This window comes from Halobellus marinus (assembly GCF_032113415.1).
GTDB classification, from domain to species: domain Archaea; phylum Halobacteriota; class Halobacteria; order Halobacteriales; family Haloferacaceae; genus Haloquadratum; species Haloquadratum marinus.
Genome location: NZ_CP134946.1, coordinates 3,373,025 through 3,394,378, shown reverse-complemented (window position 1 = coordinate 3,394,378; position 21,354 = coordinate 3,373,025). Strand labels below are relative to the sequence as shown.

Sequence of the window (21,354 nt, the reverse complement as noted above, 5' to 3'; positions counted from 1 at the left end):
ACTCCGTTTGACGGCACGGCTGGATATTCCACGCTCAGTCGTCACTTTTAATATTGAATTCCACATAACTGGTTATGAACACAGTTTCGATGCTGGAGACAACCCGCACCTATCGAGCGAAAATCGTCAACCACTCCCAAGTGAGTGACGACCTCGACCAGTGCGGGTTCGCAGCGTCGAAACTGTGGAACGTCGCCCGATACTACACGCAAGGCCGATGGGACGAAGACAGGGAAATCCCCGACGACGGCGAACTCAAATCCGAACTCAAGGAACACGAACGATACAGTGACCTCCATTCTCAGTCAAGTCAGCGAGTTCTCGAAGAGCTTGCTGAGTCGTTCACCAGTTGGTACAAAGCACGCCAACGCGGAGACGAGACCGCCAACCCACCCGGCTACCGCAAACACGGCGACAACCACCCACGCTCCACCGTGACGTGGAAACAGAAAGGCATCAAACACGACGCCAAACACAACAAACTCCGCCTGAGCAAAGGCTTCAACCTCAAACAGCACCGCTCAGACTTCATCCTCGCAGAGTACGAGACGCGACCAGACGTGACCGTGGAAAACATCCAGCAAGTTCGGGCCGTCTGGAACGGCGACCGCTGGGAACTCCACCTCGTCTGCAAGGTCGAAATCCCTGTCGAGGATGCACCCGGTGACAACACCGCTGGCATCGACCTCGGAATCAAGAACTACCTCACCATCGCCTACGACGACGGTGACGCCGAGTTGTACCCCGGAAACGTGCTGAAACAGGACAAGCACTACTTCACCCGCGACGAGTACGATACAGAGGGCGAGAACGGCCCGTCACGTCGTGCGCTTCGTGCCCGTCAGAAACTCTCGCGTCGAAAAGACCACTTCCTTCACGCACTCGCTAAACACGTCGTAGAGCAGTGCATCGACCACGAGGTTGGTCGCATCGCCATCGGTGACTTGAGCAAGATTCGCGAGGACGAGAACGGTGACTCGCGGAATTGGGGTCGAAGTGGGAACAAGAAACTCCACGGATGGGAGTTCGAGCGGTTCACCACGTTGCTCGAATACAAGGCGGAGGAACACGGAGTCCTCGTAGACCGTAAGAGCGAGCGCGACACGTCGAAGACGTGTTCGTGTTGTGGTCGGAAGCGTGATGCGAATCGCGTGGAGCGTGGTTTGTACGTCTGTGCGTCGTGCGGTGCGACGATGAACGCGGACGTGAATGGAGCAGTGAACATTCGCAGAAAGATAACTCAGAATCCTCCGACGGAGGATATGAGTAACGGTCGTTTGGCACGGCCAGTAGCCTACCTGTTCAACCAAACCTCTGGGTCGTTCCACCCGAGGGGACAGGTAGGTTGCGAACCTTAATATCCCAACGCTCGGGAATCCTCGCGCTTCAGCGCGGGGAGGATGTCAACGGGATTCGACTACCGGCCCGACCGCAAAACGGCGTCGCGTATGCGGTATCCGAGCGGAAGTTCCGGTCGCACGCAACGCGACTCAGGGTAGATAAAGATTGGTTAGTACGGCTCGTCTTTCAGGCCCAACACGTACGCGATGCCGTTCGTCGCGACGTGGAGCACGGGCGTGAGAACGACGACGACGGCGACGACGGGCAGCGTGAACGTCGCCAGAAACCACCCGGGAGCCAAAAGGCCAGCACACGCGAGCGCGCCGACGACGAAGTCGAGCTGGTCGACGACAGGAAACGCCGCGCCGCGCTTTCGCCCCGTGCGACGTTTGACGAAGGAGGCGCCGATATCACCGAGCATCGCACCGAGGGCGAGCCCGACGGCGGCAGCAAGCGGGAACGCGGGGACGGGGGCGCCGATCGCATCGGCGACGACGGGTTCGACGTAGTTCAGGAGCTGCGCGAGCGCCACCCCGCCAAGAGTGCCGACCGCGGTCCCACGCCACGTTTTCCCGTCACCGAGCAGGCGACGGCCGCCCATCGTCCGGCCGCCGTCGATCGGAGCGCCCCCGCCAGCCAGCACCGCAATGTTGTTCGGCACGTAGGCGGGGAGCATCACCCAGAACGCGACAGCAACGAGATCGAAGACCATACTCGCCCGTCCCGCGGCGGCGACAAAAGTGTGGCCGGTCTCGCCGCACGACCGTCGGGAAAGCGGTCACTTTAATCCCAGCGGGGAACGTATCGCCTGACAAATGTCTTCGTGGAGGCGCGATTTCGCCAGCGGGCTCGTCGTCCTGACGCCGATCCTCGTGATCCTGTTCGTCCTGAACTACCTCTACTCGCAGATCGTCGACCTCCCGGTCATCCGACGGCTGGCCGAGCCGTTCGGCTTCTTTGTCGCCGTTCTCGTCTTCGTGATGCTCGTGCTCTCGGTCGGCTACCTGATGCGGACGACCGTCGGTCGGTTGTTCGAGACGTACCTCGACGCCGCGATGAACCGCGTCCCGTTGATTCGGGTGCTCTACAACGCCTCGAAACTGGCCGTCGAGACCGCCGTGTCCGGAACTGACGACCTCCAGAAGCCGGTGAAGATCGAACCCTGGGACGGGATGCGGATGACGGCGTTCAAGACGGGAAAGATCACGGAAGACGGTCGCGTCGTCCTGTTTATGCCCACCGCGCCGAACATCACCACGGGGTTCGTGATGGAAGTCGACCCCGACGACATCGTCGAGACCGACGAGACTGTCGAGGAGGCACTGACCCGGGTGCTGTCGGCGGGCTTCGGCGACGAGGAACGACCGTCGCCGATCGATATCGACACCCGCTCGGAGGACTGATCGGCGGCCTACGGATAGCCGGCCGCAATCGTCGCCGTGGGGTCGCTTCTTGCCTCCGGGATCGCGTTTGAGGCGTGTTAACGCGGTCGTCGGTTGTTTCACTGAATTGTACCGCGAGGCGAGCGAACGCGAGCCTCGCGGCCCGTTTTTGATCCAGCTTTTTGCAAGGAGCGGTCGCGCGTAGCGCGACCCGACGCAGCAAAAAGGTGGGTTCCTAGACGTAGGTAAACCACTCGTCGTGGGCGTCGGTCCGCCGCTCGACGAGATCGAAGAAGGCCTGCTGGAGCTCCTCGGTGACCGGGCCGCGCGAACCGTCGCCGATGACGACATTGTCGACCTTCCGAATCGGCGTCACCTCCGCAGCGGTGCCGGAGAAGAACAGTTCGTCGGCGGTGTTGAGTTCGCCGCGGGAGATGACCGCCTGGTCGTGGACCGTGTAGCCGCGCTCGCGGGCAAGTTCGATCACGGTCTGGCGGGTGATGCCGTCGAGGATGCTCTCGGAGAGGCCGGGCGTGTAGATCTCGCCGTCGCGAACCAGGAAGATGTTCTCGCCGGGACCCTCGGCGACGTTGCCTTCCTTGTTCAGGACGATCGCTTCCGTATAGCCGTTCCGCCGGGCCTCCTCGCCGGCCAGAAGCGAGTTGACGTAGAGGCCGGTCGTCTTCGCGTTCGTCGGGATCTGGCTGGAGGCGTGCTTGCGCCACGAGGAGATCATCACTTCGACGCCGTTCTCCAGAGCCTCCTCGCCGAGGTACGCGCCCCACGGCCACGCCGCAATCGCGACGTTCACCGGGTTTTCCTTGGGGCTGACCCCCAGCGAGCCGTAGCCGTAGAACGCGACCGGGCGGATGTAGCACGACTCCAGTTCCTGCCGGCGGAGCAACTCAAGCGTCGCCTCGGTGAGTTCCTCCCGGGAGAACGGGAGTTCCATATCGTACGGCTTCGTCGACTGATAGAAGCGGTCGAGGTGTTCGTCCCAGCGGAAGATCGCCGGCCCGTTTTCGGTGTCGTAACAGCGGACGCCCTCGAAGACGCCAGTGCCGTAGTGCAAACCGTGCGTGAGAACGTGAACCGTCGCGTCGTCCCAGTCGACGAACGAACCGTCCTGCCAGATCGTGTCGACGTCCATCTCGTCGAATCCCATACGTCCTGCGTTGCACCCTAGGGTATAAAACAGTAGGCGAACTGGATTCACGAACTTCTTCCGCGAGAGGGGCGTAGGCGGACGTGATGAGCGATCCGGCTGTCGCGGTCACGGGCGGGACCGGACGAATCGGGCCGTCCGTCGTCGAGACGCTCCAAGAAGCGGGATACGAGGTCGTCAACGTCTCCCGGCGCGGCGGTTCCGAGATCGCCGACCGGGACGTTCGGGCGGACACGACGGACGCGGGCGACCTGTACGGGGCGCTCGCGACCGCCCGTCCCGACGCTGTCGTCCACCTCGGGATGCTGTCGGAACCAGGCGGCGCTCCCGACCACGTCGTCTTCGAGAGCAACGCCCAGAGCGCGTACGTCGTTCTCGAAGCCGCGGAGGCACTCGGTATCGACACCGTCGTCCTCGCGTCGAGCCTCTCGGTGATCGGCGGCGCGTTCGAGCCCGATCCGGCCCGAATCGACGCCCTGCCGGTTGGGGAGTCCCATCGACTCACCCCGTCGAACCCGTACGGCATCGGCAAGCAGACGCTCGAAATCGTCGCCGACGGCTTCGCCCGCCGGGCCGGTGCGCCGGAGACGATCGCCTCGCTGCGGTTTCCGTGGATGCCCAGCGAGTCCCAGATGCGGGCGGAGTTCATCGAGCCCGATCGCACGGTGTCGGCCATCCGCGACGGCGGTGACTTCCACGTCGCGCGCAACACGCTGTTTGCGTATCTACACCGTGCCGACGCCGCAGCCCTGATCCGGGACTGCGTCGAAGCAACGTTCGCGGGCCACGAGCGGTTCTGGGCCGTCGCGGCCGACACGACCACGTCCACGCCGACAGCCGAACTGGTCGAGTCGGTGTACCCGGACGCGGACACGAACCGGTCGTTCGAGGATCACGAGTCGCTGGTCTCGACGACGAAGGCCCAGCGGCTGGTCGGCTGGGAGCCCGAACGGAGCTGGCGGGAACTGGACCGCTGACTATGCCAGTCGCTCGGTGAGGTCTGCGCCCTCGACGTAGACGAGGTCGTTGCGGCGGGCGTACTCGCGTGCGCTCGTGGGCGTTCGGGCGCCCCCAGAATCGGCGTCGAGCATCTCGCAGACGACCACAGCAGGTGGCAGGTCGGCAGCGTCCGCGAGCGCCAACCCCAGTTCAGTGTGACCACGGCGGTCCGCAAGTAGTCCGGGCGCGCCACGGAGGACGTGGACGTGGCCGGGCGTCCGGAATTCAGCGGCGAAGTCCGAGGAGTCGTACTCGACGCCGGGGGTTCGGGCTGTCTTGGCCGCGGCAGCCAGCTGCCGGATCGTGAGCGCCCGGTCGTCGTCGGTGATCCCCGTGAACGTCTCGCGGTGGTTCACCGGTAGGGAAAACGAGGATCGATCGTCGTAGGTGAGGTCGTGATCCGCCGCCGCCGGGTGATCGATTTCGTCTTCGAGGAACGGCAGGCCCACGGCTTCCGCTACGGGGTCGGAGACGGCAGTGCAGATCAGCCCGCCCGCGTCACGGCGGAGTCGGGCGACCGCTTCGGAATCGACCGCACCTGCGGGATAGACGATGTCCGTTTCGCCCTCGCGGTCGGCGGCGTCGTGGATCAACACCGGCTCCCCCGCACCGAACGCGGCAATCGCGCGCTCGACAGCGTCGTCGGCCCCGGAGTCGACCGCGACGTCAGTCGTCGTTCGCGTCATCGAACCGCCTCCACGCAGATGGTGACCTCGTCGCCGTCCTCGACGGCGAGTTCGTCCCGGAGCCGTACGGGGGCGATGATCTCGAGTTGCGTCTCGTCGTGGTGGGTGCGCTCGGGCACGATGATGTGCGTCGGTTCCGCGACGGTCTCCCCGTCGGCAACGGTCGCAGCGTAGCAGGTGGCCGGGCCGAACGTCCGCTCGTCGTCCTCCCAGCCGTCGATCGCGACGCCCGAAAGCGACGACATCGCCGAACGGGCCCGGACGCTCTCCTCGTCGAGGTCGACGTTGAACGTGCCGGGGAACGGCTCGTAGCCGAGCCGCTCTTCGAACTGCTCCATATAGCCCGACAGGGAGATGTAGTGGCGGCCCTCGCCCATCCCGCTCGTGAGCGTCCCGGTCAGTTCCACCGTCGAAGGATCGGTCCCCTCGAAGATCCGTCGGTAGTGTGAGTATTCGCGGTGGAGCGCCGCCTCGCCGGACTCGGTCAGCGACACCCACTGTCCGTCGGCCACGACGTCCCGTTCGAGATGCCCCGCATCCTCGAGTCGTTGCAGACGGCGCGAAGCGGTCTGGTTCGAGGCGTCGAGCCGCTCGGCGAGCCCGGAACAGGAGATCTTGACCGGGCCCGACCGGGCGCCCTCGAGGGCGACGATCTTCAGCGCCGTCAGTTCGTCGTTGCCGACGGCGGTGACTGCCGATTCTGACATTACGAGAAGGTAGTTCCGGGGCCGTGTTAAGGATAACGGCTATGGAATGCATACCAGAAGTGAGATAAAGGCGGACAGGACCACTCGGGGAGTAACGAGTACAGGACCTATCTCGAATCTGTGATCTCCGGAGCCTAAAAGCGTCGGTGTCGATCTCGGATAGCGAGAACGACGGATAGACACCGTGAACGATGTCCATACTCCGGCTTCGGGCACCTGAGGAGGAAGGCGGTGGTAAAATTAAAACAAAAACGGACGGCGTGGTTCGGAAAGGCCTTTAGTTGGCGTTCCGGAACGAGGAGTATGTTCAGAGCCTTCCGCTCGGAGGTCGAGACGGCGGTCGAGGCGGCGCTGACCGCCCTCGACCTCCCGGTCGACGACCTGGGTGTCGAGGAACCGCCCGAGGACGTCCCGGCGACGCTGGCGTCGAGCGTCGCGTTCCGACTGGCCGGCGACGTCGACGCAGCGCCACCCGCGGTCGCCGAGGACCTCGCCGCCGAGATCGACCCCGGAGCGTACGATTACATCGCCCGCGTCGACACGCAGGGTCCGTACGTGAACTTCTACGTCTCGGAGGCGTACTACGCAGACACGCTGACGACAGCCCGCGAGGAGACCTACGGGACGCTCCCCGCGACGGGGCAGTCGGTAGTCGTCGAACACACGAGCGCGAACCCGACCGGCCCGGTCCACGTCGGTCGCGCCCGGAACCCGATCTACGGGGACGCCGTCGCCCGTCTGCTCGAATACGCCGGGAACGACGTCGAGACGCACTACTACGTCAACGACGCCGGACGGCAGGTGGCCGTCTTCACGTGGGCCTACGAGACGTTCGACGAGTCGGATCTCCCGGAGCCGGAACGGGAGGGCGCCGACTACGACCTCGTGCGCTACTACCGGAAAGGGAACGCCTTCCTCGACTCGGCCGACGAGGCGGCAGTCGAGGCCGCAGAAGCGGAGATCGCCGACATTATGCAGGGACTGGAATCGGGCGACGAGGCGACGTTCGAGCGAGTCGCTGCCGTCGTCGACCAGGTGCTCGAAGGAATGCAGGAGTCTCTCGGACGACTGCCCGCGGAGTTCGATCGCTTCGTCAAGGAGACGAAATTCATCCGCAACGGCGACGCCGACGAGGTCGTCCAGCGGCTGAAAGACTCGGAACACGCCGTCTACGAGGACGAGGCCTGGCAGCTGGATCTCTCGCCGTTCGGCCTGGAGAAGAACCTCGTGTTCCTTCGCTCGGACGGCACCACGCTGTATACGACCCGGGACCTGGCTCACCACGAGTGGAAGTTCGCGAACTTCGACGAGGCGGTCACGGTGCTGGGTGAAGACCACAAGCTCCAGGCGGAACAGCTCGAAGCGGCGCTGGAGATCCTGGGCAACGACACCGAGAAGCTCAGACAGACCTTCTACTCGTGGGTCAACCTCCCCGAGGGCGGAATGTCGACCCGCGAGGGGACCGGCGTCGACCTCGACGACCTCTTAGAGGAGTCGGTCCGTCGGGCCCGCGAGGAGGTCGAAGCACGGCTGGGGTCGCGCATCCGGAACGACGAACTCGACGACGAGGACATCGACCGCATCGCTCGGCAGGTCGGGATCGGCGCCGTCCGCTACGATATCGTCTCGAAGCAGCCGACGAAGGGGATCACCTTCGAGTGGGAACGCGCGCTCGACTTCGAGGCGCAGTCGGCCCCGTACGTCCAGTACGTCCACGCACGCTGTTGTGGCATCGAAGGCGAGGCGGCCGAGGCCGGAATCGAGCCCGTGGCCGACGTCTCGGTCCTCGATACCGACGCCGAACGCGCGCTCCTCCGCGAGATCGCGCGGTTCCCTGGCGTCATCGAAGAAAGCGCCGCGGACCTCGAACCGCACGTCGTCGCGACGTTTGCCCGCGAGTTCGCCGAGATCTTCAACACCTTCTATCGGGAGTGCTCGGTGCTCAACGCCGACGACGAGGCGGTCGCGGCCGCGCGGCTGGCGCTGGTCGAAGCGTCCCGGCACACCGTCGCGAACGCACTCGATGTACTCGGGATCGAAGCTCCCGAATCGATGTAGGCGGATTCAGCGGTTGCGCTTTCAAGCCAGGTGCTACACGAAGGGAAGGAGAATACTTCCCATCAGATCACCGCCGACCGCCATCACTGCTCCGACCCCGGCGCCGATCGCCAAAATGAGGAACAGCACGAGCCACCAGAAAGGAACGCGCGTATCTTTCGCTGCCATATCGACGACTCACCACACCCGGATAAAAGAAGCTCCCGCTTCGTCGCGTCGAGGTGTCAACCGAAAAACCGGCTGAACAGGCCTTTCTTCTTTTTGCCGTCGCCGTTGTCCTCGTCTGTCTCTGCCGCGGCGCCGTCGGTCTCGCCGGAATCGGCCTCAGTGTCAGGAGACTCGTCATCGGGGTCGGACTCTTCGCCACCGACATCGTCGGATTCGGGGGTCTCCGACGATTCCGCATCCTCAAGCGACGTGGTGTAAACACCGCTCTCGCCACTCCCGACGTCCGGTTTGCCTGCCATCACCTCGTCGGGGTCGGCGGGTTCGACGAGCGGATCCTCGTCTTCCGGTACCTCAGTGACAGCAGATGCCTCGGCTGCGGCACTGATGAGGTCCTCGCCTGATTTCGTGTCGTCAGTCTCGACTGCGGAATCGTCGTCAGTCTCGGCTGCGGAATCGTCGTCAGTCTCAGCTGCAGAATCGTCGTCAGTCTCGGCTGCGGAATCGTCGTCAGTCTCGGCTGCGGAATCGTCGTCAGTCTCGACCGCGACATCCTCTGTCGTTTCGTCGCTGTCGGCAGTGGACTCCTCGGAGGCTGGCTCCGCGTCCGGGGCGGCGGGTTCCGCGTCTTCGTCGTCCTCGGCGTCGGAACCCGGCTCAGGCGGAGACTCTTCAGCATCCACCTCGTCCTCCGGTGCGGTCGCGTCCGGCGGCAGGTCCTCTTCGTGGGTGCCCGCAACGACGATATCCTCATTCGGATCTACCTCCGACGCGGGCTCTTCTGACACCGAAGCGTCCGAACCCGGGTCTTCCGAAGCCGAAGCATCAGCGACCGCAGGTTCGGATCCCGTCGATTCACCAGGTGCGTCGGACTCTGCCGACGTCTCCGTCGCTTCGACATCGGGCGACTCCGTCGATTCCGGGTCGCTTTCGGCATCGGCCGCGGCCGATTCGGCCCCGGTCTCGGGAAGTGAGTCGGATTCCACGCTCTCGCCGGTGAGCGCGGCGGCAAGCGAGCGGAAGGCGGCGGCCGCCTCGCTCCCCGGTGCGAACGTCGTGAGCGGTTCGCCGGCGTCCGACGCGCGGGCGACGATCGGCGCGTCGGGAATCGTCGCCAGGACCGCGGCGTCGAGCAGTTCAACCACAGCATCGTCGTCGACGGCCGACGGATCAGCGCGAGTGAGCGCGGCGCCCGCCACAGCCACGTTGAGTCGATCCGCCACCTGTCGCGTCTTGTCGGTGTCGCCGAGCGCGTCGCGGGTCGGCGTCGAGACGAGCAGCGCCTCGTCGACGTACGTGAGGGGCACGACAGTATCGTTGCTGAGCCCCGCGCCCGTATCGAGGATTACGTACTCGTACCGGTCGCGGAGTTCTGCGAGCACCGGTTCGAGCCCTTCCGGATCCGCGCCCGCGAAGGCGTCGAGATCCGTAGCTCCCGGGATCACGGCCATCCCGTGTGGTCCCTCGTGGATCGCCGCCTCGACGTCGGCCGTTCCGGCCAGCACGTCGTGGAGCGTCACGTCCCCGACGGCGACCCCGAGGGAGTTCGCAAGGTTTGCCATCCCGAGGTCGGCGTCGACGGCGACGACGCTCGACCCCGCGGCGGCTAACGACGCGGCGACGTTCGCCGCCGTCGTCGTCTTGCCGACCCCCCCTTTCGCGCTGACGACTGCGTACACGCGTCCCATAGTTTCGAGACTCCCGCGTCGGGCTTATAAATCTGTCCGGAAATCGGGCGTTTCGACCGGGCGGTCTCGTTGATTGACGTTTCGCTCCGGACAGGAGAAAGCTGCCCCAGCGAGGAAGGTCGGCTGGACAGGTCTGGGGCCGCCGAAGACGGTCGATCGATCAGGGCCGACCGACACAAACTTACCTCCCGGCAGGACTAGAACGGGTAATGAGTACCGACGCCGACGAGGTGAACGATGACCGCCGGAAGTACGAGTTCCGGAAGGTCATCGAGGAACTCAAAGATTACGAGGGTTCCGGCACACAGCTCGTCACGATCTACATCCCCCCGGACAAGCAGATCTCTTCCGTCGTCGCCCACGTCACCCAGGAACACTCGGAGGCGTCCAACATCAAGTCCAAGCAGACGCGGACGAACGTCCAGGACGCGCTGACGTCGATCAAAGACCGCCTCCGCTACTACGACACCTACCCGCCGGACAACGGGCTGGTGATCTTCTCCGGCGCGGTCGACGCCGGCGGCGGCCAGACGGATATGGTGACGCGCGTGCTCGAAAGCCCGCCGGAGCCGATCCAGTCATTCCGCTATCACTGCGACTCGAACTTCCTCACCCAGCCGTTAGAGGATATGCTGACGGACAAGGGCCTGTTCGGCCTGATCGTCCTCGACCGGCGGGAGGCGAACGTCGGGTGGCTGAAGGGCAAGCGCGTCGAGCCGGTCAAGTCCGCGTCGTCGCTCGTCCCGGGCAAACAGCGGAAGGGCGGACAGTCCGCCCAGCGGTTCGCCCGCCTGCGCCTGGAGGCGATCGACAACTTCTATCAGGAGGTCGCCGGGATGGCCGACGACCTGTACGTCCCGAAGCGCCACGAGATGGACGGCATCCTCGTCGGCGGTCCCTCGCCGACCAAAGACGAGTTCCTCGACGGCGACTACCTCCACCACGAACTGCAGGATCTGGTAATCGGGAAGTTCGACGTCTCCTACACCGACGAGTCGGGGCTCTACGACCTCGTCGACGCCGCCCAGGACGTCCTCGCCGACCAGGAGGTGATGAAGGACAAAGCCGAGATGGAGGAGTTCTTCGAGAACCTCCACACCGGTGAGCAGGCGACCTACGGGTTCGAGCCGACCCGCAAGAACCTGATGATGGGCTCGGTCGATCGGCTCCTCCTCTCGGAGGACCTCCGCTCGGACGTCGTGATCTACGAGTGTCCGAACGGCCACGAGGAGTACGAGGTCGTCGACAGCCGCCACAGCGACCCCGGACACGTCTGTAGCGAGTGCGGCGAGGAGGCCGAAAAGAAAGGGCGCGAGGACGTCATCGAACACCTGATGGCGATCGCCGAACAGCGCGGCACCGAGACGAAGTTCATCTCGACGGACTTCGAGAAGGGCGAACAGCTCTACGACGCCTTCGGCGGGATCGCCGGCATTCTGCGGTACTCGACCGGCGTCTGATCGGCGTCGGGGAGCCCAGCGGACTATTCCAGCAGCGATTCGAGTTGTCGCCGACGACGCCCCAGATCGGCGTGTGCGTCGACCGACTCGTCGGCCGCGAGTCGATCGAGGGCGAGGAAGACGTCGACACCTGCGGCCTCGGCGGCTTCGACCAGCGACTGGATCGCCGGGCGGTTCGTCGCCAGCGAATCGAGCCGACCGAGCGCGAGCAGCAGGGCGACGCCGCCGTCACCGTCGGGGATCGCCGGCGGCAGATCAGCGCTGTCTCCGCTGTCGTCGTCCGCGTCGGTGTCCGTTTTGGCATCCGCCGGGAACGTCCGGAGGCAGCGCGGGCAACACCCGACCACTGGCGCGCCGTCGGGGGCGAACTCGCGGAGGTCAGCGGGAACCTCGATCCGGGCGAGGGGGCGCTCGCACTCGGGGCAATCCTCGGGCATAGATCCGGATAGGGTGGACGCGGGCAAGATGCTGTCGCTCCGGCCGGAGAGGTACCGACGTCGACGACGCATCGCTGACTGTCCGGCGGGACGTAGGTGGGCGAGCAGTCGGCACACTCTCCGCTCCCCGCGTCGACGTGCCGAGCAACCGCTTCCCGACGCGGGGCGATAGCTACGTCACAGGGTGGGTGGCCCCGGCATCGTTGATAAACCCTCGGCGGCCACGGCACAGCAGAGATCGGCATCCCTATTCGCGCCGACGGCCTATCTCGACCAACCAATGGCACCGGACGCTCACACGAGTTCGAGCGGCGGCCTGCGAACCCACCTCCGCGCGCTCGGGGGCGCTTTCGTCGTCGTCGCGCTGGTGGTCCTGTTCGCCGCGATCGCCGTCTCCCTGGGAACACCGCTGCTCGACGCGGCGGGAATCGCCCGCGAGAGCGCACTCGGGCTTGCGCTGCGGAGCGCCTTCCAGTTCGTCGGATTCGGAATCGCAGGTGTCGGCTTTCTCCTCGTGACCGATCAGGTCAATCTCGTCCCGGTCCGCACGCCGACGCGCGCGGATCTGAAGTGGCTCGCCGGCGGGTTTGCCGGCCTCATCGCGCTGTACGTGGTCGTCGCCGCGGGACTGAGCGCGCTGGGTATCGAGGGCGCCGACAGCGCGATCGTCGCACAGGGCAGCGATCAGCCGATCTACTTCCTGTATCTGATTCCGGTGACGATCCTGCTCGTCGGGCCGACCGAGGAACTGATCTTCCGGGGGATCGTCCAGGGGTTGTTCCGCCGCGCGTACGGCCCCGCGGTCGCGGTCGCGGGCGCCAGCGCGGTGTTCGCAGCGATCCACGTGACCTCCTACAGCGGCGACGGCCTGCTGGCGACCCTTGCGACCGTGCTCGTCCTCGGGGGCGTCCTCGGGGTCGTCTACGAGAAAAGCGAGAACCTCGTCGTCCCAGCCGTCGTCCACGGACTGTTCAACACCGTTCAGTTCGCCGCCGTCTACGCGACGACGACGGGGCTCGTCGCGTGGTAGGCTTCGGTCCGATCGCGGGAGACCTGGTAGATTCGACCGCGGCGGCAGAGAACGGACCCCTCTCACGCGGGATTCTTCCGCGCCAGTTCCGTCCCGCAGATCGGACACCGGTCGCGTTCCTCGTCGAACTCGCGGCCGCAGCCCTGACACTGGAACGTCCACTCGCGGGTCTCCGAGATGCCCTCCCGGGCGATGATCTGGACGTCGACCTCGACCCGGTCGGCGACGTTCTGCATCGCGTAGTCGTCGGTGACGAGGACGCCGTCGAGCTCGAACGCGGCCGCGAGGAGTCGCACGTCGGTCTCCGAGAGCGTCTCCTCGTCGCCCGTCTCGCGGGCGGCCCGTTTGATCTTCTCGACAGTGCCGGAGGCGGGGATGTGGATGTGCATCCCGGACCCCTCGTCGGCGTCGAAGCGATAGGACGCCTCTCCCTCCAGTTCCTCGCGGACCATCGGGATCGACGCGATGTCGTCTGTCGTGTGGTACTCGTGGATGAACGCCGAAGAATCTAGAACGTGCATCTGACCTCGCTCGCGTTACTGTTCTACGACAATGCAGTCGTCGACGCTTCGGACGCGCGAAACGGGGATATTGAACTTCCGCTCGCCGTCGTCTTCAGCCGTCTCGAAGCGGTGCTTGTCAGTGTCGACGTCGTCGTACGGCGAGACGAACAGGTCGCTGATCGTCCCGGTTTTGACGTTCATCTCGATGTTGTGCAGGACCCCGATGTAGGTGCCGTTCGAGGTCATCACTTCTTTCCCGGAGAGGTTCTCCGCGAGTTCGTCCGGCATACTCTCCGATACTGCGTACGATTACATAAACTCCACGGGCGTCTGACGCGGTCGCGGGCGAATCGGTGGCCCGGCCCGCGTCGGCATCGATCAGCGAAACCCGGCCAGACGACGCCGTCCGTGGATGACGATGGACTTAACTACAGTCCAGCAGTCTACTACAGACAAGGAACTTTTCCGGGGTGATTCTCTATGTCTGACACTGACGCCGACGCTGCCTCGACGGCCGAACCGACCGCGTTACGGACACCGATCGTCGCCGTCCTCGGGCACGTCGATCACGGCAAGACGACGCTGCTCGATACCATCCGCGGATCGGCGGTGAGCGAGGGCGAGGCAGGGTCGATCACCCAGCACATCGGCGCCACCGCGGTGCCGCTGGAAACCGTCTCGGAGATGGCCGGGAGCCTCGTCGACCCCACGGACTTTGATCTGCCCGGCCTGCTCTTCATCGACACCCCCGGGCACCACTCGTTCACAACGCTCCGCTCCCGCGGCGGCGCGTTGGCCGACATCGCGGTCGTCGTCGTCGACGTCAACGACGGCTTCCAGCCGCAGACGGTCGAGGCCCTGGAGATCCTCCAGCGGACCGGCACCCCCTTCGTCGTCGCCGCCAACAAGATCGACACGACACCCGGGTGGAATCCGAACGACGGGCAGCCGATCCAGAAGACCTACGACGAACAGTCGGACAGCGCCCGGAGTCGTCTCGACGAGAACCTCTATGAGATCATCGGCGAACTCTCAGATAAGGGGTTCTCGGCGGACCTCTACTGGCGCGTCCAGAACTTCGCGAAAAACGTCGGCGTCGTTCCCCTCTCGGCGATCACGAGCGAGGGCGTCCCGGATCTGCTTGCGGTCCTGATGGGTCTCTCCCAGCGGTATATGAAAGACCAGATGGCCGTCGACGTCGACGGGCCGGGGGCGGGGACGGTCCTCGAAGTGAAAGACGAACGCGGCTTCGGAGCGACCGTCGACGTCGTGCTCTACGATGGAAGTATCCGCGCGGACGATACGGTCGTCGTCGGCGGTCTCGACGGACCGATTGTGACCGAGGTGCGGGCGCTGCTTCAGCCCCGGCCGAACGCGGAAATCCGGGTGGAGAAGCGCTTCGAGAAGGTCGAGGAAGCCCGCGCCGCCGCCGGGGTCAAGGTCGCCGCGCCCGACCTCGACGACGCGATGGCGGGCGCACCGATCCGGGTGATCCGCGACCGGGACCGCAGCGAAGTCATCGACGAGGTGGAGGCCGAACTCGCGGATATCCAGGTCTCGACCGAGGAGGAGGGCGTCGTCGTCAAGGCCGACACGCTCGGCAGCCTCGAAGCGATCGCGAACGCCCTGCGGGAAGCGGAGGTGCCGATCCTCCGGGCGGAGGTCGGCGACGTCGCCCCGCGTGACGTCACCGTCGCCTCGACTGCGAACGAGGACAAACACCAGGTCATCCTCGGCTTCAACGTCGACGTCCTCTCGAACGCCGAAGACGAACTGGAGGACAGCGAGGTGACGCTGTTCGCCGACGACGTGATCTATCAGCTCGTCGAAGAGTACGAGGCCTTCGTCGAGGATATCGAACGGGCCCAACAGGAGACGGTCCTCGACAAGATCGTTCGACCGGGACGCTTCCGGATCCTCGAGGACCACACCTTCCGGCAGTCGGACCCGGCGGTCGTCGGCGTCGAGGTCGTCTCGGGGACGGTGAAGAACAACCAGAACGTCGTGAAGTGGGAGGGCAACGAACCGACCCGCGTCGGCCAGCTATCGGGGATTCAAGAGCAGGGCGAGGACGTCTCGGAGGCCCGGTCCGGCACGCGGGTCTCCGTCGCCATCGACGGGCCGACGGTCGGTCGCCAGATCGAGGAGGGCGACGAACTGTGGATCGAACTCCCCGAGAAGCACGCGAAGATCCTCGAACAGGAACTGAAAGACGAGATCCCTGCCGACGAACTGGAGGCGCTGACGAACTACCTCGATATGCATCGGAAGCGGGACCCCTTCTGGGGGAAGTGAGCGTGACTCGTCGGTGATTTTCGAACAGCCGTAAGACGCGGACTCTCCCGGAGAGACCTCAGAACTGCGGATCGTAGTCGTCGCAGACGTCGGCCACGAACGCCTGGTGTTCGGTGTCGATCCGCTTGCGGACCGTATTCTCGTTCGTTCGATTCCGGTACATCCGCTTGATGTGTTCGGCGTGAGCGCGAACGGTCTCGAAGGAGAGCGGATACGTGTTGACGAGGTGGTCGATGTTGGCCACGAAGTCCCGGCGATCGGTGGCGTCGACCGGCCCCGCCTCGTGACGTTCGGCCAGATCGATCGCGGCGGCCTCGAGCGCTGCGAGATCGGCGTCGAACGCCGCGGAGTACTCCATCCGCCGACTGCGACTACCGCGCTGTCGGCGTCAGGCCGTCGCCGACGGTGTTCATCACCTGGAGCGCCGCCGAGGCAGCGAGGCCGCGGGCGACCTCGTCGCGGTCCTCGTCGGTGAGGCCCGATTCGAGATCCTCTTCGTCGGGCGTAAAGCCCGCACTGACCGGGCGACCGGCGGGCGGTCGGACCGCGACCGTCGCCTGCGGCCCGTTGGCGCCGTAGGTGAGTTCCGACCCGACCGCGTAGCCATCCGGGAGGTACGTCTCGGTCCGGGAGACGATGCCCGCGACGGCGGTTCGAAGCCGTCGTACCTGCGCCGCGGAGAGTTCGACGTCCTCGGGCCGGCCGGCGTCGACGACACCGGGAGCGCCCGCGTATGGGTTGTTTCCGTTCATTTCGATGAGTGGCGGACATAGGGGGGCACGTGTTATAAAGCCGTTGGCGTCATCAAAACCTCGGGCGGGATTCTCCCGCTCACCGCTCGACGAACTGCCCACTTTCGGTCTTCCGCACGTCATCGTGGGGTACACTCTGCCGCTCATCGCGACGTACGTCCCGGGATCGAGCGGCTGCACGGCACCGATCGCGGTCCCGAGATTGAATTCGGCGTCGGACCCCCGCATCCGCTGTGGCCGGACCGCACCAGTGATACTGTCGGACACAAGTCTATGAAGAATTTCGCCGCCCCGTGCGGCAAATATCTTGAAACAGTTGTGTCCGACAGTATGAGGACGATCGTCGGCCCTTCGGGTAACTCCCGTGCGGTGTCGACGATCGTGTCGGTGCCGTGGGTGATGACGATCCGCGAGCTCGGAGCCCCCTCGCAAGCCGCGGCGATCGCCGCCCGGTCGTCGTCGTCCAGGTCGAGGGTGTCCTTCCTCACCGGTGATTCGACGCTGTACTCGAAGTTCGGCGGCGGAGTCAACGACTCATACTGTCGGACGTACGTTCGTGGAATATTTCGGCACCTCGGGGTGCCGAGAATTTCCAGATAGTTACGTCCGACAGTATCAAGCATCCGCTCGACGGCCGGCTCGCCGATCACGAAGTTCCGCACACCCCGACCAGCCTCGTAATCCTTGTCGATCGTCCCGCCTGTCGTGATGAAGTGGATGTGCTGGTCGCTCATCGGCTGTGGCTACACCGACGGCGATCAAAACTCTACGGCCGGTCGGCGTGTGCAGCCTGCGCCCCGTCATCGCTCCAGTCGGTCAGAGGTGCGGACGGCGATCGGTCGCTACCGGTTCCATCGACCGAAATTGGACGTTTCCCAGGGAGCCGACCCTAGATGTCGCGGCTTCCCGTGTTATGAAAGGCGGCTGTCGAAAAGGCTCAGCCCCCGAGCGTCGCGAACGCGAAGACGAGGGCGAGATACGCGAGCACGACGACGACCGCGACCACCGGGACCAGCGAGAGGTGATCGTGACTGACGTCGACCCCGTCGACGTCCCCGCGGTTGACGGCGTCGACGTCCACCGCGCCGGACTCGATGTCCTCGCTCGTCGGCATCACCTCGGGGAGTCCCTTGCGTTTCGCGTCGAGTTTGTTGAGCGCGAACACCGCGACAGCCGTCAGCACGAACGCGAGCGGGAGCGCGACGTAGGGCGTCTGGAGTCCGATCCCGTACAGCACGAGGACGATGAGCGTGACGCCGGCGGCCGTTCCGGCAAAGGGAATCTGGGTGTTGACGTGGTCGATGTGGTCCGAGCCCGCAAAGATCGAGGACATCACCGTCGTGTCGCTGATCGGCGAACTGTGGTCACCCCAGATGGCGCCGCCGAACAGCACCCCGATCAGGACCGGCAGGACCGAGGGGCCGACCAGTTCGTACCCCAGCGGGATCGCGAGCGGGGTGAGGATGGCCATTGTCCCCCACGACGTGCCGGTCGTGAACGCGACGAACATCGCCGCGAGGAAGATGATCACCGGGAGGAACGAGCCGGGCAGGCCGCTGCCGACCATCGTGTCCACGATGAACTGCGCGGTGCCGACCTGTTCGGCCGCGAGGCCGATGGCCCACGCGAGTACGATGATGGCGATGGCGATGTTCATCGTTTTGAAGCCGTCGATGATCGTTTCGCCCGCCTCGTCGAGATCCATCGTCCGGTAGCCGAGGGAGCCGACGAAGCCCGCGAGCATAAACGCGAACGCCCCGTACAGCAGTCCCAGGGCGACGTCCGTCTCCTGGAACGCCGTCGCGATGTCGACGTCGGGCTGATAGCCGCCGCCGAGCCACCACATCGAGACGAGGCCGACGACGAGCAACACCACGATCGGAACGAAGAAGTTCACGAGCGAGGGGTTCTTTTCGCTCGGCTCACCCACGTCCTGGGAGACGTCCGAGAGCGGGGTGGCGTCTTCCCGGATCGTCTGTCCGGTGGAGCGCGACCGCCACTCGGCGTCGAGCATCGGGCCGAAGAACCGCTGGGTGATGGAGATGAGCCCGACCATGAAGAACGCCATAAAGCAGTAGATGTTCCACGGGATGCTCTGTAAGAACAGTCCGAAGGGAGTCATCCCGAGTTCCGAGGCCGTCACCGCTGCCGCCTCGAAGCCGGCGATGATCATCGACACCTGAAAGCCGATCCAGTTCGAGACCGGCCCGAACGTCGTCACCGGCGACGTCGTCGAGTCGAGGACGTAGGAGTGCATCTCCCGGGAGGAACGGTTCTCCTGGGAGAGTTCCCGGGTTGCGTTCCCGGTGACGACGGTGCTGGTGTAGGAGTCGAAGAAGATGAACACGCCGATGAGCCAGGTGAGAATCTGCGATTCGCGCGCCGTGTCGACTCGGTCGCCGATCCACCGTTCCAGCGCGAGAATCCCACCCGACCGGTAGATGAAGGCCGCGCCGGCGCCCATAAACATAATCAGCAGGATGAATTTCGTGTCGAACGGGGACCGAACCACCTCCACGAGCCAGTCCATCGTGAGCGCGGTGGCGGCGATCGGGTTCCATTCTGCCACGATCAATGCGCCGATCCAGACGCCCGCAAACAGCGACACCAGTACCTGCCGCGTGGTCATCGCGAGGACGATCGCCAGGAGTGGTGGCGCCAGTGCGAGCAGGCCGTAACTTGCACTGGCCATATTCGAACCAGTCAGAGTATGTATAATAAGTGTTTATTTCACCTTAGTTGATTAAATTTATATGAATTTTCGTCCGGCGAAAATGCCGTCTGTGAACTAATCAAGCAGAATCAGCGGTAGAACTGCCGAATCAGTAGATTCGGAGAGGCAAGGAAGCCCGGCGGAGACGGCTAGCGGACGTCCCTCACGGGTGTCAGATGATCGGTTCGCTCTGCCCGTAGACGGCGAGCGTGACGGCGGTCGTGTAGCCCTCGCCGTCGGCCTCGGCGGTCGTGACGGTGACTCGCTCGTCGTCGAACTGCCACTCGCGGAGGTCGCGGCCGGCGTCGAGTCCGACCTCCACGCTCCGCCGGACCGCGGCCGGATCCCCGCCGGTCGCCTCGTAGAACAGACCCGGCCCCGGACCGGTCGTCCAGCCGAGTCCCGCCGAGACGGTGCCGACTCCCCCGGTGGTCGCGCGTGCTTCCACCACCGTGAGGCGGTTGCCCGCCGGTCCCAGATCCGGCGCGGTGTCGTCCGCCTCGACCGTCGCGTCGGCCGGGATCACCGAGGAGACGGGGACGAGGTTGTAGTTGTGGACGTTCGCGGCGGCGAGTGCGGCGTCGTACGACGCCATTTTGGTGGGCGCATCGCCCACACCGCGAACGATCCGGATGGTGCTCATACACGACATCGACGGCGGAGCGAATAAGCGGTTACGGATTGGGACGGGAGAAAGCGATCCCGGTAGTCGGTGGAGCGACGCTTCGGCACCCGCGTCAGTACTGGTATGGCCGCGGGCCCGGAATCGTCGGGCCGGCCTCGACGTCCTCGATCTTCTCGTAGGCGTTGTCGAAGTCCGACCGCCTGATTTCGGTGCGGCCGTCGCGGATCGCGAACATCCCGGCCTCCGTGGCCAGCGCGGCGATGTCGGCGCCGGAGTAATCCTCGAGCGACGCCGCGAGGTCGGCGAAGTCGACGTCGTCGGCGACGTTCATCTCGCGGGTGTGGATCTCGAGGATGTGTTTGCGGCCCGCCTCGTCGGGCTTCGGCACCTCGATGAGGCGGTCGAAGCGACCGGGCCGGAGGATCGCCTCGTCGAGCATATCGAAGCGGTTCGTCGCGGCCATAATCCGGACGTCGCCGCGGTCGTCGAAGCCGTCCATCTCCGAGAGCAACTGCATCATCGTCCGCTGGACCTCCGCGTCACCGGAAGTCTTCGAGTCCGTCCGCTTCGAGGCGACGGCGTCGATCTCGTCGATGAAGATGACTGCTGGCTCGCGTTCGGCAGCCAGATTGAACAGGTCGCGGACGAGCCGCGAGCCCTCGCCGATGAACTTCCGGACGAGTTCGGAGCCGGCCATCTTGATGAACGTCGCGTCGGTCTCGTTGGCGACGGCCTTCGCGAGCATCGTCTTGCCCGTCCCGGGCGGTCCGTACAGGAGCACGCCCGAGGGCGGTTCGACGCCGACCTTCTCGAACATCTCGGGGTTCGTCAGCGGATCCTCGACGGCTTCGCGGACCTCTCGAACCTGCTCGTCGATCCCGCCGATATCGTCGTAGGAGACCATCGGCGAGGCGTCGATCTCCATCGCCTGCGCGCGGGAGTCGGTCTCGTCGTCTAACAGCTGCTGGATCGCGAAGGAGTCGTTGATCGCGACCCGATCGCCCGCTTCGAGTTCGCTGTCGAGGTGGGGCGACGCCTCGGTCAACACTTCCTGGTTGTTGCCGTGCTGTTTGATCACGACGCCGTCCTCGGTCAGTTCCTCGACGGTCGCGAGATACAGAGAGGAGGTCTTCAGCGTCTCGTTGCGGCGCTTCAGCTGCTCGACTTCCTCCTGCAGTTCCTCGCGGCGATCGGTCGCCGTCGAGAGGCGCTCGTCGAGCTCCTCGTTGACGCTGAGGAGGCGTTCGAAATGTTGGCGGATCGCCGAGAGACGCTCAGCGTCCGACATCTCAGGATCGAGGTCCAGACGTGGGCGGTCTGGGAGCGACGGACTCCGGGACATCAGTTA

The 21,354-nt window shown here is 65.0% G+C and carries 22 protein-coding genes; 7 read left to right on the top strand and 15 right to left on the bottom strand.

Annotated features, from left to right (window positions below; genetic code table 11):
* Nucleotides 1–89: 89 nt before the first annotated feature.
* A complete protein-coding gene (locus RJT37_RS16830; protein ID WP_313690030.1) occupies nucleotides 90–1,358 on the top strand; it encodes an RNA-guided endonuclease InsQ/TnpB family protein in 1,269 nt (422 codons plus the stop codon).
* Between the two features lie 152 nt (nucleotides 1,359–1,510).
* Here the strand turns inward: RJT37_RS16830 and RJT37_RS16825 are convergent, their stop codons facing one another.
* On the bottom strand, nucleotides 1,511–2,053 hold the full coding sequence (locus tag RJT37_RS16825; protein ID WP_313686258.1) for a CDP-2,3-bis-(O-geranylgeranyl)-sn-glycerol synthase: 543 nt from the start codon (nucleotides 2,051–2,053) through the stop codon (nucleotides 1,511–1,513).
* A gap of 103 nt (nucleotides 2,054–2,156) precedes the next feature.
* Between RJT37_RS16825 and RJT37_RS16820 the strand changes: the two genes are divergently transcribed.
* Entirely contained in the window at nucleotides 2,157–2,744 is a 588-nt protein-coding gene (locus tag RJT37_RS16820) for a DUF502 domain-containing protein (RefSeq protein ID WP_313686256.1), read from the top strand.
* Between the two features lie 214 nt (nucleotides 2,745–2,958).
* Here the strand turns inward: RJT37_RS16820 and RJT37_RS16815 are convergent, their stop codons facing one another.
* On the bottom strand, nucleotides 2,959–3,888 hold the full coding sequence (locus tag RJT37_RS16815) for a branched-chain amino acid transaminase (protein WP_313686254.1): 930 nt from the start codon (nucleotides 3,886–3,888) through the stop codon (nucleotides 2,959–2,961).
* 86 nt (nucleotides 3,889–3,974) lie between these two features.
* Here RJT37_RS16815 and RJT37_RS16810 point away from each other — a divergent pair, with 86 nt between their 5' ends.
* A complete protein-coding gene (locus RJT37_RS16810; protein ID WP_313686252.1) occupies nucleotides 3,975–4,865 on the top strand; it encodes an NAD-dependent epimerase/dehydratase family protein in 891 nt (296 codons plus the stop codon).
* Here the strand turns inward: RJT37_RS16810 and ribB are convergent, their stop codons facing one another.
* Both ribB and RJT37_RS16800 read right to left on the bottom strand, forming a co-directional pair.
* On the bottom strand, nucleotides 4,866–5,573 hold the full coding sequence (gene ribB / locus RJT37_RS16805; RefSeq protein WP_313686250.1) for a 3,4-dihydroxy-2-butanone-4-phosphate synthase: 708 nt from the start codon (nucleotides 5,571–5,573) through the stop codon (nucleotides 4,866–4,868).
* The gene (locus RJT37_RS16800; protein ID WP_313686248.1) at nucleotides 5,570–6,280 is read right to left on the bottom strand and encodes a DUF120 domain-containing protein; all 711 of its coding nucleotides are present in this window, start codon (nucleotides 6,278–6,280) and stop codon (nucleotides 5,570–5,572) included. Before RJT37_RS16800 ends, ribB begins: the two co-directional genes overlap by 4 nt.
* Before the next feature lie 303 nt (nucleotides 6,281–6,583).
* On the opposite strand from RJT37_RS16800, the gene argS reads away from it, so the two are divergent.
* Complete coding sequence (gene argS, locus RJT37_RS16795) at nucleotides 6,584–8,338, top strand: arginine--tRNA ligase (protein WP_313686247.1); 1,755 nt, start codon at nucleotides 6,584–6,586, stop codon at nucleotides 8,336–8,338.
* 33 nt (nucleotides 8,339–8,371) lie between these two features.
* Here the strand turns inward: argS and RJT37_RS16790 are convergent, their stop codons facing one another.
* A complete protein-coding gene (locus RJT37_RS16790) occupies nucleotides 8,372–8,506 on the bottom strand; it encodes a hypothetical protein (RefSeq protein ID WP_313686245.1) in 135 nt (44 codons plus the stop codon).
* A 56-nt stretch (nucleotides 8,507–8,562) separates the two neighbouring features.
* Complete coding sequence (minD, locus tag RJT37_RS16785; protein ID WP_313686244.1) at nucleotides 8,563–10,191, bottom strand: cell division ATPase MinD; 1,629 nt, start codon at nucleotides 10,189–10,191, stop codon at nucleotides 8,563–8,565.
* A gap of 209 nt (nucleotides 10,192–10,400) precedes the next feature.
* Here minD and prf1 point away from each other — a divergent pair, with 209 nt between their 5' ends.
* Nucleotides 10,401–11,651 carry a peptide chain release factor aRF-1 gene (prf1, locus tag RJT37_RS16780; protein WP_313686243.1) on the top strand — a complete coding sequence of 417 codons (1,251 nt, stop codon included), beginning with the start codon at nucleotides 10,401–10,403 and terminating at the stop codon, nucleotides 11,649–11,651.
* A 23-nt stretch (nucleotides 11,652–11,674) separates the two neighbouring features.
* Here the strand turns inward: prf1 and RJT37_RS16775 are convergent, their stop codons facing one another.
* Complete coding sequence (locus RJT37_RS16775) at nucleotides 11,675–12,088, bottom strand: DUF6276 family protein (protein WP_313686241.1); 414 nt, start codon at nucleotides 12,086–12,088, stop codon at nucleotides 11,675–11,677.
* Between the two features lie 280 nt (nucleotides 12,089–12,368).
* On the opposite strand from RJT37_RS16775, the gene RJT37_RS16770 reads away from it, so the two are divergent.
* Nucleotides 12,369–13,118 (top strand): CPBP family intramembrane glutamic endopeptidase, encoded by a 750-nt coding sequence (locus RJT37_RS16770; RefSeq protein ID WP_313686239.1) that lies wholly within the window; start codon nucleotides 12,369–12,371, stop codon nucleotides 13,116–13,118.
* A 62-nt stretch (nucleotides 13,119–13,180) separates the two neighbouring features.
* On the opposite strand, the gene RJT37_RS16765 is transcribed toward RJT37_RS16770, so the two are convergent.
* Together RJT37_RS16765 and RJT37_RS16760 are read right to left on the bottom strand one after the other, a co-directional pair.
* Nucleotides 13,181–13,639 (bottom strand): NOB1 family endonuclease, encoded by a 459-nt coding sequence (locus RJT37_RS16765; protein ID WP_311170704.1) that lies wholly within the window; start codon nucleotides 13,637–13,639, stop codon nucleotides 13,181–13,183.
* A gap of 15 nt (nucleotides 13,640–13,654) precedes the next feature.
* Entirely contained in the window at nucleotides 13,655–13,909 is a 255-nt protein-coding gene (locus RJT37_RS16760; protein ID WP_311170703.1) for a PRC-barrel domain-containing protein, read from the bottom strand.
* A 192-nt stretch (nucleotides 13,910–14,101) separates the two neighbouring features.
* On the opposite strand from RJT37_RS16760, the gene infB reads away from it, so the two are divergent.
* Nucleotides 14,102–15,916 carry a translation initiation factor IF-2 gene (infB, locus tag RJT37_RS16755; RefSeq protein ID WP_313686237.1) on the top strand — a complete coding sequence of 605 codons (1,815 nt, stop codon included), beginning with the start codon at nucleotides 14,102–14,104 and terminating at the stop codon, nucleotides 15,914–15,916.
* A gap of 58 nt (nucleotides 15,917–15,974) precedes the next feature.
* On the opposite strand, the gene RJT37_RS16750 is transcribed toward infB, so the two are convergent.
* The 6 genes from RJT37_RS16750 to pan2 all read right to left on the bottom strand — a co-directional run bounded on the left by RJT37_RS16750 (nucleotide 15,975) and on the right by pan2 (nucleotide 21,348).
* A complete protein-coding gene (locus RJT37_RS16750; RefSeq protein WP_313686235.1) occupies nucleotides 15,975–16,274 on the bottom strand; it encodes a hypothetical protein in 300 nt (99 codons plus the stop codon).
* A gap of 13 nt (nucleotides 16,275–16,287) precedes the next feature.
* Complete coding sequence (locus RJT37_RS16745; protein ID WP_311170700.1) at nucleotides 16,288–16,668, bottom strand: DUF5811 family protein; 381 nt, start codon at nucleotides 16,666–16,668, stop codon at nucleotides 16,288–16,290.
* 143 nt (nucleotides 16,669–16,811) lie between these two features.
* A complete protein-coding gene (locus RJT37_RS16740) occupies nucleotides 16,812–17,402 on the bottom strand; it encodes a hypothetical protein (protein WP_313686234.1) in 591 nt (196 codons plus the stop codon).
* A 203-nt stretch (nucleotides 17,403–17,605) separates the two neighbouring features.
* Nucleotides 17,606–19,297 carry a Na+/H+ antiporter NhaC family protein gene (locus RJT37_RS16735; protein WP_313690028.1) on the bottom strand — a complete coding sequence of 564 codons (1,692 nt, stop codon included), beginning with the start codon at nucleotides 19,295–19,297 and terminating at the stop codon, nucleotides 17,606–17,608.
* 256 nt (nucleotides 19,298–19,553) lie between these two features.
* Nucleotides 19,554–20,024, bottom strand: coding sequence for a pyruvoyl-dependent arginine decarboxylase (locus RJT37_RS16730; RefSeq protein WP_313686233.1), 471 nt, complete (start codon nucleotides 20,022–20,024; stop codon nucleotides 19,554–19,556).
* A 94-nt stretch (nucleotides 20,025–20,118) separates the two neighbouring features.
* Nucleotides 20,119–21,348: a proteasome-activating nucleotidase Pan2 gene (gene pan2 / locus RJT37_RS16725; RefSeq protein WP_313686231.1), complete on the bottom strand. Its 1,230-nt coding sequence runs from the start codon at nucleotides 21,346–21,348 to the stop codon at nucleotides 20,119–20,121.
* Nucleotides 21,349–21,354 lie beyond the last annotated feature (6 nt).